Origin of the sequence: Paraburkholderia sp. J94, assembly GCF_905220285.1 — a bacterium.
Lineage (GTDB): Bacteria > Pseudomonadota > Gammaproteobacteria > Burkholderiales > Burkholderiaceae > Paraburkholderia > Paraburkholderia tropica_A.
Map to the genome: position 1 here is coordinate 198,923 of NZ_CAJMZH010000004.1, position 17,278 is coordinate 216,200.

At 62.5% G+C, this 17,278-nt stretch carries 13 protein-coding genes; 11 read left to right on the forward strand and 2 right to left on the reverse strand.

The annotated features are described in order from the left end of the window. The first annotated feature begins 11 nt into the window (after positions 1 to 11). On the forward strand, positions 12 to 827 hold the full coding sequence (locus tag U4Y88_RS09600) for a 2OG-Fe(II) oxygenase (RefSeq protein WP_321783589.1): 816 nt from the start codon (positions 12 to 14) through the stop codon (positions 825 to 827). A gap of 48 nt (positions 828 to 875) precedes the next feature. On the opposite strand, the gene U4Y88_RS09605 is transcribed toward U4Y88_RS09600, so the two are convergent. After that, positions 876 to 1,727, reverse strand: a complete 852-nt coding sequence (locus U4Y88_RS09605) for a symmetrical bis(5'-nucleosyl)-tetraphosphatase (protein ID WP_321783592.1) — start codon at positions 1,725 to 1,727, stop codon at positions 876 to 878. 372 nt (positions 1,728 to 2,099) lie between these two features. On the opposite strand from U4Y88_RS09605, the gene rfbB reads away from it, so the two are divergent. From rfbB to U4Y88_RS09655, 10 genes are all read left to right on the forward strand, one after another. Next, positions 2,100 to 3,161 (forward strand): dTDP-glucose 4,6-dehydratase, encoded by a 1,062-nt coding sequence (gene rfbB / locus U4Y88_RS09610; protein ID WP_224015393.1) that lies wholly within the window; start codon positions 2,100 to 2,102, stop codon positions 3,159 to 3,161. An 11-nt stretch (positions 3,162 to 3,172) separates the two neighbouring features. Then, positions 3,173 to 4,066 (forward strand): glucose-1-phosphate thymidylyltransferase RfbA, encoded by an 894-nt coding sequence (gene rfbA / locus U4Y88_RS09615; protein WP_224015395.1) that lies wholly within the window; start codon positions 3,173 to 3,175, stop codon positions 4,064 to 4,066. Next, positions 4,051 to 4,602, forward strand: coding sequence for a dTDP-4-dehydrorhamnose 3,5-epimerase (gene rfbC, locus U4Y88_RS09620; protein WP_224015397.1), 552 nt, complete (start codon positions 4,051 to 4,053; stop codon positions 4,600 to 4,602). The genes rfbA and rfbC overlap by 16 nt, the downstream gene beginning before the upstream one ends. Before the next feature lie 7 nt (positions 4,603 to 4,609). Continuing rightward, entirely contained in the window at positions 4,610 to 5,503 is an 894-nt protein-coding gene (gene rfbD / locus U4Y88_RS09625) for a dTDP-4-dehydrorhamnose reductase (protein WP_321783594.1), read from the forward strand. After that, positions 5,503 to 6,417 carry a glycosyltransferase family 2 protein gene (locus U4Y88_RS09630; protein WP_321783596.1) on the forward strand — a complete coding sequence of 305 codons (915 nt, stop codon included), beginning with the start codon at positions 5,503 to 5,505 and terminating at the stop codon, positions 6,415 to 6,417. Before rfbD ends, U4Y88_RS09630 begins: the two co-directional genes overlap by 1 nt. A 56-nt stretch (positions 6,418 to 6,473) precedes the next feature. Next, positions 6,474 to 7,256, forward strand: a complete 783-nt coding sequence (locus U4Y88_RS09635; protein ID WP_321783598.1) for an ABC transporter permease — start codon at positions 6,474 to 6,476, stop codon at positions 7,254 to 7,256. 9 nt (positions 7,257 to 7,265) lie between these two features. Continuing rightward, positions 7,266 to 8,012, forward strand: coding sequence for an ABC transporter ATP-binding protein (locus U4Y88_RS09640; RefSeq protein ID WP_321783600.1), 747 nt, complete (start codon positions 7,266 to 7,268; stop codon positions 8,010 to 8,012). A gap of 150 nt (positions 8,013 to 8,162) precedes the next feature. Then, positions 8,163 to 9,998: a glycosyltransferase family 2 protein gene (locus U4Y88_RS09645; protein WP_415774422.1), complete on the forward strand. Its 1,836-nt coding sequence runs from the start codon at positions 8,163 to 8,165 to the stop codon at positions 9,996 to 9,998. A gap of 96 nt (positions 9,999 to 10,094) precedes the next feature. Continuing rightward, complete coding sequence (locus U4Y88_RS09650; RefSeq protein ID WP_321783604.1) at positions 10,095 to 13,004, forward strand: glycosyltransferase; 2,910 nt, start codon at positions 10,095 to 10,097, stop codon at positions 13,002 to 13,004. Positions 13,005 to 13,067: 63 nt separating this feature from the next. Next, positions 13,068 to 14,837, forward strand: coding sequence for an HAD-IA family hydrolase (locus U4Y88_RS09655; protein ID WP_321783605.1), 1,770 nt, complete (start codon positions 13,068 to 13,070; stop codon positions 14,835 to 14,837). A gap of 59 nt (positions 14,838 to 14,896) precedes the next feature. Here U4Y88_RS09655 and U4Y88_RS09660 read toward each other — a convergent pair whose 3' ends face one another. Next, complete coding sequence (locus U4Y88_RS09660) at positions 14,897 to 17,227, reverse strand: hypothetical protein (RefSeq protein ID WP_321783607.1); 2,331 nt, start codon at positions 17,225 to 17,227, stop codon at positions 14,897 to 14,899. Positions 17,228 to 17,278: the final 51 nt, after the last annotated feature.

The window sequence follows — 17,278 nt, forward strand, 5'->3', positions numbered from 1 at the left end:
GGGCAAACATCATGGATCGTACGGAACTGGGCGCGCGCATCGCGCAGCGCCTCGAAGCGGAACTCGCGCGGCTGCGCGAGCAGTGGACGCAGACGGCGCCCATCAACCATTTCCATATCGACGACGTGTTGCCGGAAGAAGTCGCGCGCGAGATTCGCGCCGCATTCCCGGACGCGTCGAAGATGATGTTGCGCAAGAGCTTGCGCGAACTGAAGTACGTCTCGGCGCAAATGGATGCGCACGCGCCGCTGCTCGAGGAGATCATCTTCGCGTTCCAGGCGCCGCGCGTGGTCGAACTGGTGAAGGAGATCACGGGCCTGCGCTCGCTGTATCCGGACGAGCATCTCTACGCGGGCGGTATCTCGATGATGGGGCCGGGCCACTTCCTCAATCCGCATCTCGACAACTCGCACGACAAGGACCGCGCGCACTATCGCGTGCTCAATCTGCTGTATTACGTTTCGCCGGACTGGACGCTCGAGAAGGGTGGCAATCTCGAAGTGTGGCCGCAGGGTACGAAGGCTGAACCGATCACGATCGTGAGCCGCTTCAATCGCCTGGCCGTGATGGTGACGAACCAGCACTCGTGGCATTCGGTGTCGAAGAACGCGAGTGCCGAGCAGCGGTGCTGCGTGTCGAACTACTACTTCTCCGATCATCCGGTCGGCGACGATGAGTATTTCCATCCGACCTCGTTTCGCGGCCGTCCCGATGAACCGGTGCGCGACGTGGTGCTGCAGGCCGATGCCGCCGCGCGCGGGCTGGTGCGCCGCGTGTTCCCGAAGGGTGTGGCGGCGACCACGCACGTGTACAACAAGAAGCGCTGAAGCTTTCCGGCGCGCGGGGTGGCATCGCGCGCGTTGTTCTGGCTCAGCTCAACCCGAAACCGCGCGGCAGGTCTCGCAGGGCACCTGGGTTAGCACACGCTGATACGGGTCGGGGACGAGATGCACGGCCGAGAGCCGCTCGCCCCACACGCAGCCCGAATCGAGCCCGACGAGATTCGGGCGCAGAGTCAAGCCGAGCGCGGCCCAGTGGCCGAACACGACGGTGACGTCGTCGGTCTTGCGGCCGGGCACGTCGAACCACGGCAGCGTGCCTTCCGGCGCCGAATCGAGGCCGCCGCTCGCGCTGAAATCCATCACGCCGTCGCTATCGCAAAAGCGCATGCGCGTGAGCGCGCTGCACGTCACGCGCAGCCGCTCGATCCCCTTGAGATTCTTCGACCAGCGGTTCGGCTCGTTGCCGTAGAGGCCCGCGAGCGTTTCCTTCCAGTTGTCGCGCCGCAGAGCCTTTTCGAGCTCGTGTGCGAGTTCCATCGTCAGATCGACGTCCCACTGCGGCAGCACGCCCGCATGCACCATCAGCATGCCGTTCTCGTAATGCGCGATCGGACGATGACGGACCCAGTGCAGCAGATCGTCGGCGTCGGGCGCGTTGAGAATATCGTCGATGGTGTCGCCCTTTTTCGACTTGCGGATGCCCGCCGACACCGACAGCAGATGCAGGTCGTGATTGCCGAGCACCGCCACGCTGCGTTCGCCCAGCGCGATGATCTCGCGCAGCGTCGCCAGCGAGTCGGGGCCGCGATTGATCAGGTCGCCGGCGAACCACAGCGGCGTGTCGGCCGAGGGCGCAGCTTTGGCGAGCAATTCGCGAAACGGCGTGAGGCAACCCTGAAGATCGCCGAAGGCAAGAGGAGCAGGAGACGGCGCGTGCTTGGTCATGAATCGGAATCAGTTGCAGTACGACGCGGTGCCGCACAAAGAGGGAGTGACGGTATCACAGGAATACTTTTATCGCGTGATAGCACCTGAATTTGACATCATTGAGACAGATAGGCGCAGACGTCGTGAAAAGGGCGTTCGCTATAAGTGTCCGGTCAGAATTTGTCAAGCTGTTTCAAGATGTTAGCGGTATGGTTTTCGCTTGCGCTGGCCTTATAATTGCAAAGATAAAATCAGCGCCAAAGTATGCTGCGCGGATAATATTCGGCGCTTTTCCGCCTGAATTTTCTTTTTACAGCATTCTTTCGAGCATCTGGTGGCCGGGGTGGTAACGCCAGATCTGCTATCAAACACGCGACACAAAGGAGTTCCATGATCCTCGTAACGGGCGGTGCCGGCTTTATCGGCGCCAATTTTGTGCTTGACTGGCTGAGCCAGTCCGACGAAGCCGTTCTCAACGTAGATAAGCTGACCTACGCGGGCAATCTTGGGACGTTGAAGTCGTTGCAGGGCAACCCGAAGCACGTGTTCGCCCGTGTCGACATCTGCGACCGCGAAGCCCTCGACGCGCTGTTCGCCGAGCACAAGCCGCGCGCCGTGCTGCATTTCGCCGCGGAAAGCCACGTCGATCGCTCGATTCATGGTCCGGCCGATTTTGTTCAGACGAATGTGGTCGGCACCTTCACGCTGCTCGAAGCCACGCGTCAGTACTGGAACACGCTGCCCGAAGCCGAGAAGGCCGCCTTCCGCTTCCTGCACGTTTCGACCGACGAAGTGTTCGGCTCGCTCTCCGCGACCGATCCGCAGTTCTCCGAAACCACGCCGTACGCGCCCAACAGCCCGTACTCGGCGACCAAGGCCGGTTCCGACCACCTCGTGCGCGCCTACCATCACACGTATGGTCTGCCCGTGCTCACGACGAACTGCTCGAACAATTACGGTCCGTACCAGTTCCCCGAAAAGCTCATTCCGCTGATGATCGCCAACGCGCTCGCCGGCAAGCCGCTGCCCGTCTACGGCGACGGCCAGAACGTGCGCGACTGGCTCTACGTGGGCGACCATTGCAGCGCGATCCGCGAAGTGCTCGCGCGCGGCCAGAGCGGCGAGACGTACAACGTCGGCGGCTGGAACGAGAAGAAGAACCTCGAAGTCGTGCACACGCTGTGCGACCTGCTCGACGAGATGCGTCCGAAAGCCGCAGGTTCGTACCGCGACCAGATCACCTACGTGACGGATCGCCCCGGTCACGACCGCCGCTACGCGATCGACGCGCGCAAGCTCGAACGCGAACTCGGCTGGAAGCCCGCGGAAACCTTCGAAACCGGTCTCGCGAAGACGGTGCGCTGGTATCTGGATAACCAGGCATGGGCCGACGAAGTCGCTTCGGGCGACTATCGCAAGTGGGTCGAAACGAACTACGCGCAGCGCACGTAAAGGCGGTCGACATGGCTCGTAAAGGCATTATTCTCGCCGGCGGTTCCGGCACGCGGCTCTATCCGATCACCCACGCAGTCTCGAAGCAGCTGCTGCCGGTGTACGACAAGCCGATGATCTACTACCCGCTGTCGACGCTGATGATCGCGGGCATTCGCGACGTGCTCATCATCTCGACGCCGCAGGACACGCCGCGTTTCGAGGCGATGCTCGGCGACGGCAGCCAGTGGGGCATGAACATCCAGTACGCGGTGCAGCCCTCGCCGGACGGTCTCGCGCAGGCGTTCATCATCGGCAAGGATTTCGTCGGCAACGATCCGTCGGCGCTGATTCTCGGCGACAACATCTTCTACGGTCACGATCTCGCGAAGCAGCTCGAGCGTGCCAACGAACAGGATGCGGGCGCAACGGTTTTCGCCTATCACGTGCATGACCCGGAACGCTACGGCGTGGTCGAGTTCGACAAGGATTTCCGCGCGCTGTCGATCGAAGAAAAGCCCGAGAAGCCGCGTTCGAATTACGCGGTCACGGGGCTGTATTTCTACGACAACCGCGTCTGCGATATCGCGGCCGATATCAAGCCGTCGCCGCGCGGCGAGCTGGAAATCACGGATGTGAACTCGCGCTATCTGACCGACGGCGCGCTCAACGTCGAGATCATGGGCCGCGGCTACGCGTGGCTCGACACCGGCACGCACGACTCGCTGATCGAGGCGGCAACGTTTATCGCCACGCTGCAGAAGCGTCAGGGTCTCGTGGTCGCCTGTCCCGAGGAAATTGCGTTCCGCTATGGCTGGATTGGCGCGGAAGCGGTGGAGAAGCTCGCCAGGCCGCTGTCGAAGAACGCCTACGGCAAGTACTTGTTGAACCTTCTTACGGATCAGGTCGCATGGCCATCACGGTAACCGCTACGGCGCTCCCCGAAGTCAAGATCATCGAGCCGAAGGTGTTCGGCGATGCGCGTGGCTACTTCTACGAAAGCTTCAACGCACGCGAGTTCGAAGAACTGGTCGCGCCCGGTGTCGTGTTCGTGCAGGACAACCATTCGCGTTCGGCGAAGGGCGTGCTGCGTGGCCTCCACTATCAGATCCAGCATGCGCAGGGCAAGCTCGTGCGCGTGGTGGAAGGCGAAGTGTTCGATGTGGCCGTCGACCTGCGCCGCGACTCGCCGAACTTCGGCAAGTGGGTGGGCGTGACGTTGTCGGCTGAGAATCATCGGCAATTGTGGGTGCCGCCCGGTTTCGCGCACGGTTTTGTCGTGCTGTCGGAGTCGGCGCAGTTCCTCTACAAGACGACCGACTACTGGTTCCCGGAGCACGAGCGCAGCATCGTCTGGAACGATCCGGCCATCGGCATCGAATGGCCGATCGATTTCGAGCCGCTGCTGGCGGCCAAGGACGCGGCGGGCAAGCAGCTGGCCGACGCCGAAGTCTATGAGTGAGGCGGCGATGGACAAGCAAGCGACCATCCTCGTCACGGGTATCAACGGCCAGGTCGGCTTCGAGCTGCTGCGCAGTCTGCAGGGGCTCGGGCGCGTCGTGGGCTGCGATCGCGCGGCGCTCGATCTCGACAATCCCGATGCGATTCGCCGCGTCGTGCGCGAAGTGAAGCCCACGATCATCGTCAATCCGGCTGCTTATACGGCGGTGGACAAGGCAGAGAGCGATGTGGAAGGCGCGACGCGCCTGAACGTGCAGGCGCCGGCCGTGCTCGCCGAAGAGGCGAAGCAGCTGGGCGCGGCGCTCGTTCACTATTCGACCGATTATGTGTTCGACGGCACGAAGGATTCGCCGTATGTCGAGACCGATGCGGTGAATCCGCAGAACGTCTACGGCCGCACGAAGCTGGAAGGCGAGCAGGCGATTGCGGCGAGTGGCTGCGATCATCTGATTTTGCGCACGAGCTGGGTGTACGGGCGGCGTGGCAAGAACTTCCTGCTGACGATGTTGAAGCTGGGCGCGGAGCGCGAAGAGTTGAGCGTGGTGGCCGATCAGATCGGCGCGCCGACGTGGTCGCGCACGATCGCGACGACGACCGCGCATGTCGTCGCGCAAGGCCTCGCGGCGCAGCGCAGCGGCAACACGAACTGGTGGCGCGAGCGCTCGGGCGTCTACAACCTGACGGCGGCCGGCGCTACGTCGTGGCACGGTTTTACAGAAGCCATCCTTGGCATCGCGATGGGCGACAAGGCCCCGAAGGTGCTGCCGATCCCGGCTTCGGAGTATCCGGTGCCGGCGAAGCGGCCCGCGAATTCGCGGCTGGCGGGCGATAAGCTCGCGCAAACCTTCGGCTTGCGCCTGCCGCAATGGGACGAAGCATTGCGTCTTTGCCTTGCTAATTGATGAGCGCAAGTGTAGTTGGCAATGCCGGGGCCGGCACGGTTGTCGTTTTTTACCGTCCCGACGCCGGATGTATCGCGCGGGCTAACAGGCTGGCGAGCTTCGGTGTGTGTGTGGTCGTCGACAACACCGAAAAGGTGGCCGACGCGGCGTCGCTTGGGCTCGATCCGCGCATCGTTTATATCGCCAACGGCGCCAATCTTGGGATAGCGACGGCAATCAATCAGGGCGTCGAGACTTTGATCGCGCGCGGTTGTTCGAGTGCGATTCTCTTCGATCAGGATAGCGAGCCCTCCACGCAACTGCTGTCGGCGTTGCCGCAAACGCTGGAACGCGCGCGCGCGGGCGGCCGGAATGTCGCTCTCGTGGGCCCTGCCTACGAAGATGCGCGGCTTGGAGGTATTGCTCCGTTCGTGCGTTTCGGTTTGTTGCGGCTGCAACGTGTGGCGCCGCAAGGCGAGGTGCCGATGGAGGTCGATTTTCTGATCACCTCCGGGTCGTGCATTAACCTTTCGGCGTGGTCGAGTATCGGTCCGATGGACGATGCGCTGTTCATCGACTTCGTCGACCTGGAGTGGTGTGTTCGCGCACGTAAGCATGGATACTCCGTGCTTGGCGCGCCGGCGCTGCGCCTCGCTCACTCGCTGGGCGGAGAACCGGTGCGAGTGTTCGGACGCGCCTATCCCGGCCATGGTGCTGTGCGCCACTATTATCAGTTTCGCAATGCCATCGCCTTGATGAAGCGTGGTTACATGCCGTGGAGCTGGAAGTCCACGGAGCTCGTGAAATTGCCGGGGCGCCTCTTTATTTATGGTCTTTTCATGGCACCGCGCGCCGAACATCTCGGGATGGCGCTGCTGGGTGTCTGGCATGGTTTGACGGGCAGATTGGGGCCTTTGCGTAGACGGTCTTGCTGAGCGCACGGTCACTTGTCCATCGATAACTTCTTATACCCGGTCTTCCGGGAAACCGCATGTTGAAACTTGCACTGCTTGATTTGAGAAATAGCATCGCCGCCTGGCGCTTATGGACGCTGCTGGGCTGGCTTGAAGTACGTCAACGTTACGCGCGCTCCCGCGTCGGTCCGTTCTGGCTGACGATCAGCATGGGCGTCATGATCGCGTCGATCGGGATCGTCTACGGCACGTTGTTCGGCATGCACATGAGCGACTATCTGCCGTTCCTCGCGTCGAGTCTAGTGATGTGGAACGCGTTCTCCCAGATGGTCCAGGAAGGAAGCGTCGCTTACATCAATAGCGGCACCTACATTCGCCAGGCGTCCACGCCGAAGCTGATCTACCAGATGCAGGTAATCTGGCGCAATCTGGTCGTCCTCGCACACAACTTCGTGATCATCCTGATCCTGCTGGCGATTTTCGGCGTGAAGGACTGGGCAGCCCTGGCGTTGTTCGTGCCGGCGCTCGCCGTCTATCTGTTGAATGCACTGTGGATCGGCATGCTCGCGGGCCTGCTTTCCGCGCGTTTTCGCGACCTGCCGCAGATCATCTCCGCGCTTATTCAGGTTGCGTTCTACGTGACGCCGATCATCTATCGCCCGACGTCGCTCAACCGTTTCTCGTTCATCGTCGAATGGAATCCGTTGGCGTACATGATCGAGCTGGTGCGCGGTCCCCTGATCGGTCAAGCGCCGTCCGCGCTGACCTGGGGCGTCACCGTGGGCATGCTCGTCATTGGCTGGCCGCTGGCGCTGTTCATGACGGGTCGTTATCTGAAACGTATTCCGTATTGGGTTTAAGGGCAAATCATGGCGTATATCGAATTGAAGGGCGCGACGCTCGACTTGCCCATTTATGACGTGCAAGGCCGTTCGCTGAAGAAGCAGGTCATGCGGCTCGGGCGCCGCAATACGATTGCCGAAGACAACGACGGCGTCATCGTCGTGCGCGCACTGGACAACGTCGATCTGCGCTTCGACAAAGGCGACCGTGTCGGTCTGATCGGACGCAACGGCGCGGGCAAGTCCACCTTGCTGCGCATCATGTCGGGCATCTACACGCCCACGCACGGCTCGGTCACGAGCGACGGCAAGATCGTGCCGCTGCTCGACATCAGCCTCGGCATGGACGAAAACTCCACGGGCATGCAGAACATTCGCCTGCGCGGCCTGCTGCTCGGCATGAGCGATGCGGAGATCCGCGCGAAGCAGCAGTCGATTGCCGACTTCTGCGAACTTGGCGACTATCTGGATCTGCCGCTGCGGACCTATTCCAGCGGTATGCGCGTGCGTCTTGCGTTCGCGGTTTCGACGGCGATCGACGCACAGATCCTGCTGCTCGACGAAGTGATGGGCGTTGGCGATGCCTCGTTCATGCACAAGGCGAAGGACCGTCTCGAAGATCTGCACAGCCGCGCTGAAATCGTGGTGCTCGCGATGCACTCGAACGCCGAGATTCGCAACGTCTGCAACAAGGCACTGTGGATGGAGCGGGGCCGGGTGCGCGCGTTCGGTCCTGTGGAAGAAGTGGTCTCGGCTTACGAGGCGGAAGCTTGAGACAGCACGTGTGCCGGGCGGCAAGGAGGCATCGTGCCGGATCGCATTGAAGGTCGTAAGCCCGGCTGGGTCGCGAGACTGCGTGATCGCGCGCTGGGTCTCGAGCACGCCAGCGCGGTTCTCACGCGGGCGGTGCGCAGCAACGGCGGGATGATCTCGACGCTTGGCCGCGCCGTCGAACTGCTGCGGCAAGAGGGCATCTCGAGTGTCCGGCGACGCGTGCTGGGTCGCCTCGGCGGTTCGGCCGAGGCAGCGCGGCGTAACAACTACGCCGAATGGATCAAGCGCTACGACCGGCTCGACGCCGGCGGGCGCGAGGCCATCGCGCGGCGCGTCGCGGCGATGGCGGAGCCGCCACGCTTCTCCATCCTCATGCCGGTCTATAACGCGAAACTCGAATGGCTGGCCAAGGCAATCGCCTCGGTGCGCGGGCAACTCTACCCGCATTGGGAGCTTTGCATTGCCGACGATGCGTCGACTGATGCGCAACTGCGCGCCTTTCTCGAAGACCAGGCTCAGGCCGATTCGCGCATCAAGCTCGTGTTTCGCGCCAGCAACGGTCACATCTCGGCGGCGACCAACAGCGCGCTCGAACTGGCGTCGGGCGACTGGGTTGCGTTGCTCGACCAGGACGATCTGCTGCCGGCCCACGCGCTGTTCTGGGCTGCCGATGCCATCGTCGCTAATCCCGCGTTGCGGCTGATCTACTCGGACGAGGACAAGGTCGACGAGCGCGGCGAGCGCTACGAGCCGTACTTCAAGTGCGACTGGAATCGCGAGCTCTTTTACGGGCAAAACCTGTTTAGCCACCTCGGTCTGTTCCAGCGCGAACTGGTCGATCAGGTAGGCGGATTTCGCGTCGGCTTCGAAGGGGCGCAGGATCACGATCTGGTACTACGCTGCATCGAGCGCGTGGACGAAAGCGTCATTCACCACATTCCGCGCGTGCTCTACCATTGGCGCGCGCACGCCGGCAGCACGGCCGCCACGGCCGAGTCGAAGCCGTATGCGGCGTTGGCCGGAGAGCGCGCACTGAATGAGCACTACGCGCGCAGTGGCATGCGCGCGCGGGCCGAGTGGATCGGCTATGGCTACCGCACCCACGATGCGTTGCCGGACACGCTGCCGCTCGTCAGTCTCGTCATTCCGACGCGCAATGGTCACGAACTCGTGCGCCAATGCGTCGACAGCATCATCGGGAAGACGACGTTTCCGAACTACGAGATTCTGATCGTCGACAACGGGTCGGACGAACCGGCGTCGCTGGCCTATCTGGCCTCGCTTACGGCAGATGCGCGCATCCGCGTACTGCGCGACGACGGGCCGTTCAATTTTTCGGCATTGAACAATCGGGCGGTGGCTGCGGCTCGGGGCGAATTGATCGGCCTCGTGAACAATGATATCGAGGTGCGCTCGCCGGATTGGCTGTCGGAAATGGTGGCGCTCGCGCTCCGTCCAGGCGTCGGCGCGGTCGGCGCCCGTCTGCTCTATCCGGACGAGACGTTGCAGCACGGCGGGATCATTGTCGGCATCGGCGGCGTAGCCGGCCACGCCAACAAGCACGTGTCGGCGCCGTACCGGCGCTGGTTTGACCGGACCGCGCTGACGGGCGGATGGTCGGCGGTTACGGCCGCTTGCCTCATCGTCACGCGCAGCGCCTACGAGGCAGTTGGCGGCTTGAACGAGCAGGATCTGGCCGTGGCGTTCAACGACGTCGACTTCTGCCTGCGCTTGCAGGAGGCCGGCTATCGCAACATCGTGACACCGTTCGCGGAGCTGTTTCACCACGAATCGGCGACGCGTGGTTACGAAGACAATCCGGTCAAGCGTGCTCGTTTTCGTACCGAAATCGACTACATGAATCGGCGATGGGGCTCAGCGCTGCAGCGCGATCGGGCCTATAGCCCCAATTTGACGCTCGAACACGAGGACTTCAGCTTCGCGTGGCCGCCACGCGTCGCCAGCCTCCTCGAGTCGGCGCAGTAGCGCGCGAAGGCACGCCATCGATCGCAGGTGCCTGCGTAGCGCCTCGTGTGCCGCGCGCTCACTTTCGCAATATTCGTCAACAGGATTTCCCAGAGCATGACAACGTCCAATCCAGGTGAATCTTCGACCCAGTACGGCGCCCTGTCGTCTGCTGCGGATCAGGTCGGCTGCCTGAGCGCGGCGTCGTTCTGGACCCCGGATTATTTCGCCGGGTCCGCGTGGCACGAACACGCGCCTTTTGCTTTCTGGCTGACCGCCGCAATCGGTCCTCGCGTGTTCGTCGAACTCGGCGAGCACCCCGGCTTCTCGTACCTGGTGTTTTGCCAGGCGGTGCAGCGGCTGCAACTGTCCGCGCGCTGCTATGCGATCGATACCTGGCGCGGGGAGGCACAGGCGGGGCTGACCAACGAAGCGGTTCTCGAAGCCCTGCTGCGTTCGCACGTCGCGCGTTATGAGGTGTTTTCGCGACTGATCCGCGCACGCTCCGATGAGGCACGAGACGGTTTCGAGGACGGCACGATTGATCTGCTGCACATCGACGGCCACCGCGGCTACGAAGACGTGCGCGCGGAATACGCGAACTGGCTGCCGAAGCTGTCGAGTCGCGCCGTCGTGTTGTTCCACAACACCCTGATTCAGCGTGACGATTCGGGCGTCGGGCGCTTGTGGCGCGAGTTGAGCGAGCGTCACGCGGCGTTCGGGTTCGAGCACGGCCAGGGGCTTGGCGTGCTGTGCCCAACAAACGTGCCCGCACCGCTGCAAGCGCTGTTCGACGCCGACGAGCCCGCGCGCGCGGCGATCCGCGCGGCTTACGCGCGGCTCGGCGCGGCGGTCGCTGCGCAATTCGCGTTCGAAAAGGCGGAAGCGGCGTTGCTGGAGCATCACGGCGACGCGCTGCCGCACGGACCCGAAAGCGACCGAATTGCCGAGCTGGAGCAGGCGTTGAGTGAGGCGCGCGCGGATTTCGAGGGCGCGCGCAAACGCCTCGCGAGCGCTCGAGCCGATCATTCGATGACGCAAGCGAGCCTGGCGCGAATGCGCAACGAACTGGGGGCGTTGCAGGGGTCCGTCATGTGGCGCGCGTTCAGCGTTGCGCGCAAGGTTGCGTCCCGCGTACCGCCGTCTACGCGCGCGAATTTGCGCCGGGCGGCGCGCATGCTCTGGTGGGCAGCCACACCGCACCGCATACCGGCGCGTCTGCAATTCCTGCGCATGCGCGCAGCGCAACGCACCGTCTCCGGCCCGGTGATCGCGCTGGGTAATCGCAGTTACTTTGAATTCCTGCCGACGCCCGGTGAAGGGCAGTCGGATGCGGTGCCGGAGGGCGTGTACCAGATCGGGCAAAGCTCGGGTGGGTACGTCTATGTGCCGAAGCGGCGCCCCGACGACATCGAACGTCGCATCGCGGCCATGACGCGCCGTCCGACGTTCTCGATCGTTGTACCGCTCTACAACACTGACGATTATCTGTTCCGGCGCATGGCCGGGTCGGTGCTGGCGCAATGGTATCCGCACTGGGAACTCATCCTCGTCGACGACAAGAGTCCCGATGCCTCTGTACGCGAGCGTGCCGCGCGGCTCGACGATCCGCGCGTGCGGCTGATTGCGCTCGACCAGAACCAGGGCATTTCCGGCGCAACGAACCGCGGCCTGGAGCAGGCGCAGGGCGACTACATCGTCTTCCTCGATCACGACGACGAACTGACGGACGATTGCCTCTACGAACTCGCGCAGAGCATCGAAGCCGAAGATCCGGACTACGTCTACAGCGACGAAGACAAGATCATGCCGGATGGCCGTTTTGCGCAGCCGTTCTACAAGCCGGACTGGTCGCCCGATACGCTGATGAGCACGATGTTCACGTGCCACGTTTCCTGTGTACGACGCAGTTTGCTGGACCGCGTCGGCCATCTGCGCAGCGAATTCGACGGCGCGCAAGACTGGGATTTCGTGCTGCGCGTGACGGAGCAGACGCGCCGCATCGCGCACGTGCCGAAGGTGCTCTACCACTGGCGCGTGATTCCGCAGTCGGTCGCTTCCGATCTCAATGCCAAGCCCTATGCGATCGATGCCGCGCGCCGCGCGCGTCTTGACGCGCTCGAGCGTAGAGGCCTGATCGGTGAAGTCGAGGCGGTGCCGACATTGCCGGGTTATTTCCGCGTCAAGTACGACGTGCAAGGCACGCCGCTTGTGTCGATCATCATTCCGAGCAAGAACAACGGCGACGTGCTTAAGCGTTGCGTCGACTCGATTCTCGCGCGCACGAGCTATCCGGCATTCGAAGTGGTCGTGATGGACAACGGCTCGTCGGAGCGGAGCACGCTGGCGTGTCTGGACGCGCTGCGTGCGATTCGCAACGTGCGCGTCATTCCGCACGATTTCCCGTTCAACTATTCGGAGATCAACAACGTCGGCGCCCGGGAGTCGAAGGGCGAGATCCTGCTATTCCTCAATGACGACACCGAAGTCATTTCGGGCGACTGGATCGAGCGCCTGGCCGGTTATGCGCAACTCGACCACGTCGGCGCGGTGGGTGCCAAGCTGCTGTATCCGGGAACGCGCCAGATCCAGCACTGCGGCATTCTCAATCTCGCCGACGGTCCGGGCCACGCCATGCTGCGCGGTGACGCCGATACGCCCGGCTACTTCGACCGCAACCTCCTCGAGTACGACTGGATGGCAGTCACAGGTGCCTGCCTGATGGTCGAGCGCGGCAAGTTCGAGGCGGCAGGCGGTTTCGATGAGAGCCTACCGATCGCCTATAACGACGTCGATCTGTGCTTCCGCCTGATCGAGCTCGGCTATTTCAACGTGGTGTCGCCAGCGGTGGAGCTTTACCACTACGAATCGCTCAGCCGCGGTCAGGATGGCGAGAGCGAGGCGAAGCGCCGCCGGCTCGTTCAGGAGCGGCAGCGGCTGTATCGCAAGCATCCGCGCTTCCTGATGAACGATCCGTTTCACAACCCCAATCTCGCGCCGAACGATGTGTACTTTTCGCTGCCTTGACGCTACGCGTCTTTGTTGCGCGCAGGGCGTTCAACGCACCTTATTTTTGCTTCGGGAGGCGTCATGTTGCCTGAGTTGATGCGACGTATCGAGGCCGCGGACGCCATTTCGTTCGATGTTTTTGATACGCTATTTGTGCGCCCGCTAGCCGATCCCGAGGATCTTTTCGATTTGATCGGCGAGCGCTTCGGTATTCCGCAATTCCGCCGTCTGCGTCAGCAGGCGCAGACCCGCGCCTTCGAACGCATGAAGGCGGCGGGCCGCCGCGAGATCACACTCGACGACATCTATGCATGTTTCGACGCGGTGAGCGTGCCGGCTGAGCAGTTGCGCGATGCCGAGTACGCGCTAGAGCTCGAACTCACGCTGCCCAATCCCCGGCTCATGCCGGTTTTCAAGGCGTGGGCGGGTAAGAAGCCGGTGGTCGTGACCTCCGACATGTACCTGCCGCGCGCGTTCTTCGATGATCTCCTGAAAAGGCATGGCCTCGAACCGCATGCGGTTTTTGTCTCTTCGGAGCGCAATGCGACGAAGCGCGATTCCGGGGAGCTGTTCGACCTCGTCAAGGACGAACTGGGCATTCCCGCGCCGCACATTCTGCATATCGGCGACAACCGGGTGTCCGACGTCGAGCGCGCGCAGCAGAAGGGGTTCGCGGCTTACCATTACGTGGATCCGCTCGCGGCCGGCGTGCGCAGGGAAACGTCGACTTCTGGATCGATTGCCAGCGCGCTGATGCGCAGTGTGGACGATGCGCCGGAACATGGCTCCTTTACCGAACTGGGCTACCGCTACGGCGGCCCGGCGGCGGTGGGCTTTCTCGATTGGATCGTGCGCGAGGCGCATACCGACCGCATCGATCGCATTCTGTTCGTCTCGCGTGACGGCCATATTCTCGATCAGCTCGCACGCGAAATGCCCGAGGCAACGTTGCCGTCGTTCTCGTATTTCAAGGGTTCACGCGTAGCGTTCACGCTGGCGGCGACGGACGAGCGCAATTTCGACGCTCAGATGCAATTCTTCCTCTCGGGCGCGTATGGTCTGCGTCCGATTGAACTGCTCGAACGCCTCGGTGTGACGCCGCCGTCGGACGCAGTCATGGACGGCGTTGGCCTTGGCGAGAATTTCGTCATCGACAAGGACAATCTGGCGCGCGCGGCTGATTTTCTCAGCGCCTCGCGCGTGGACATCCTGAAGGTGTGCAGGCGCAATCGGCGCGGGTTGTTCAGCTATCTGCTGGCTGCCGGTGTGAAGCCCGGTGAGCGCATTGCGATGATCGATGTGGGTTGGAACGGTACGACGCAGGATGCGTTGAGCGAGGTGCTGGCGCAATTGCTTGACGTCGAACTGTTCGGTTATTACCTGTGCCTGAGTGATACCGAAGATTGTCTGCGGCGCCAGAAGCGTCTGAACATGAAGGCACTGTTTTCGACGGCGACGCTCGGTGCTGAGCGCCTGAAGGCCGTCTATACGAATCGTGTCGCGATCGAGCTGTTTTTCTCGGCGCCGCACGACGCCGTGATCGGGTATGCGCTGGAGCCGAAAGGGACGGTGACGGTTGTCGAGGACGCGGGGCGCATCGTCGTGAGAGAGCATGCGACCGTTTCGCAGGAAATCGCAGCAGGCATTCAGCAGTTCAGCAATGATTTCCGCTCTCTCTGCGCCCGCATCGGCATCACGCCCGATCCGCTGGGCTCGGCGATGCCGATCGCCAGCTTCGCCGCGAACATCGAGCCCGAGGCGTTGCGGTTGCTCGCCTCCGTCGAGAACTTCGATGCCTGGGCGAGTACGCGCAACGCAACCGTTGGCTTGGCTTCTTATCTGTTGGGCTGATCGATCGAGATGATCATGCCCAGCACCCGTTGCGCGGGTGCTGGGCATGGGTCACGCCGTCATCTTAGCGTGGCTTCGATAGAGCACCGATACGCGGTTCCGCCCGCTTCGACCATCATGTGCAGAGTGGCGGGTCCGGCGTCGCTTCCGACATCGAGGAGACCGTTATAGCCTGCGGTCAGGAGCTCGGGACGCTTGAATGCCTGTGCGACGTCCGGGCGCTCCTGCGAAGAGGCCAGATAGTACTTCACATCCTGCCCCCGTTCTACGACGAAGTAGGTGTGAATGGCACTGGCGTCGACGCCCGGTGGTGGCGCACTCCAGCCTTGCATGCGCAACACGCCGCGAACCGTGCTGAGCGGCGTATTTGGCGCAAACGGCCTGCCGTTTGCAAAGTCGACAGCGCATTGCGTCGCGGGATTCGTCACCGGGTTAGACAAGGCTGCTGACGGCGCGACGGGTTGTGCCAATGCGAACTGGCGCGCCTGCGGCTGCGGCTCGAACTTCACCGCGCGCAATGTCACCGAGTAGGTCTCCTTCCAGAGCAGCGAATGATGATGCATCAGCTTGAACGACGTCACGCGCGGCTCGGGCCATGCGCCCGATGCGAGGAGCGCGAAATCACGTCCTTCCGACAGGTACGGTGAAAGCAGGAATCCCGTGCGACCGACCGCTGGAATGAACCGATGGGGGACGGTGTCGTTCGAGTCGAGCGTCAGGTCAATTTCCAGTTGCGGCAACTTGTAGAGCGCGCCGAGTATTTTGCCGAGGAGTGTGGGTTGAATATCGATCTGCGCCCAGATCGCATCACTACCGCCAACCTTGACCGGTTCGCCGACTCGTGCGGTTGTCTGGAGGAGCGCGTCTTGGGCCAGCGCTGCGGTTGACGGGCCGCCGTGCCGGGCGAGTTGAACGTAGGTGCCTGTCACGCCGACCACCGAGTATCGGCCGAGCAGGGAAATCAGGCTGCCCGAATCGTCCAGAGCCGGCAGGCGCCCGTCAATTGATCCAATCGAATAGAAAATCGTGTCGGCGCCCGCATGTTCCAGAAACTGCACGTTCTGGCGATCGAGTTTGGGGTCGTAAACCGAGTAGCTCTGGAAAATCGGACGGCCCTTCCACTTGAGGCCGTTTGCGAAGATCGCCGACAGTTCGGTCGGATAGATATCGACCGTACCGTTCACGTGCGGTAGTGGATGCAGCGCGCGAATTTGCGCATTGGCGTCGTCGAACGCCGCAACCAGCTTTTGCTTGCCTTCAAGACGCTCCTCGATACCGCTGATCGAACGATCCCACGCGGCTTTGACCCATAACGGCGGCAGAGCGCTGATGGTCGGAATGGCCGTGCGGCCAACGCCGAGCCACACAACGATAGCGATGAGCCAGAGTGCGAGGCTGACTGGCAGCTTGCAGCGCGCGGCGACTACGAGCGTAACGAACAGCAGCGTGCACGTTGAAATGAACACGTGGCCATCCTGGCGGACGAGACCGGCCTTGAAGCCGACGAACAGGATGAACGCGAGGCCCAGCGAGCACAGTGCGGCGGGGATGCGATCGGCGCGGTCGAACGACAGAAAGAACGACACGACCACGATGACGCTCGTTGCCGCGACAGCAATCGGAACCCACGTACGGCCCGCCAGTGACATGGCGGTGGTGTAACCCGAAATGATCGGGCCTTGGGCCAGGAAGTAGTTCGGCAGTGCGGCGAGCGGCTGGCCTGCGGCGAGCCATGCACCGCCAAGCGAGATCAACGCGAGCGCGACAAATCCAAGTGCGATGCGCCAGTTATTTCTGATCAGGACGAGGGTGGCGAGCGCGAAACTGGCGCCGACGGCACCGGCAAAACTACCTTTGACGATCGGCGTGATGCTGACGGCAACCGTCGCAATGGCGATCGCCCACTGAATCGGGCGCGTCGGTGCGAGATACAGCTTGCTGGACGGCTGAAGCTGCGTGCGCGTGATGGCGAAAAGCAGGAAGAACGGCACCGAAATGAACTGACTGTCCTTCACGATGCAGACGGCGACAATGATCGGCACCGCCACTGCCAACAACATGCGGCCGGGGTAAAGTGCCAGTGCCGCCGAGAGGCAAAAGCCGAGCGCGAACAAGGCGCTTGCCACGAGTGTGAGCGTGTTGGTCGAGGGGCTGAACAGACTGGTGTAGACCGAGCCGAGCGGGCCGAACGTGAAAATGAGGTCGCGTCCAAAGACCAGATGCTGTTCGATGGCAACGTTCAACGCGTATTGCCACGAAGGGTCTAGGCCAGCCTCGGGCATATGCGGCTGTAGAGGCATCAGGAAAACGGCCGCGATGAGTAGCGCGAGCGTCCCGATTATTGTTGCGAGTCGTGTCGGACGTTCGTGTAGTTCGCGAATGGTCTTCATTATTTCAGGCAAGGATCGATCCGATCTGGCCGTTTCGGCAGCGCAAGGCTT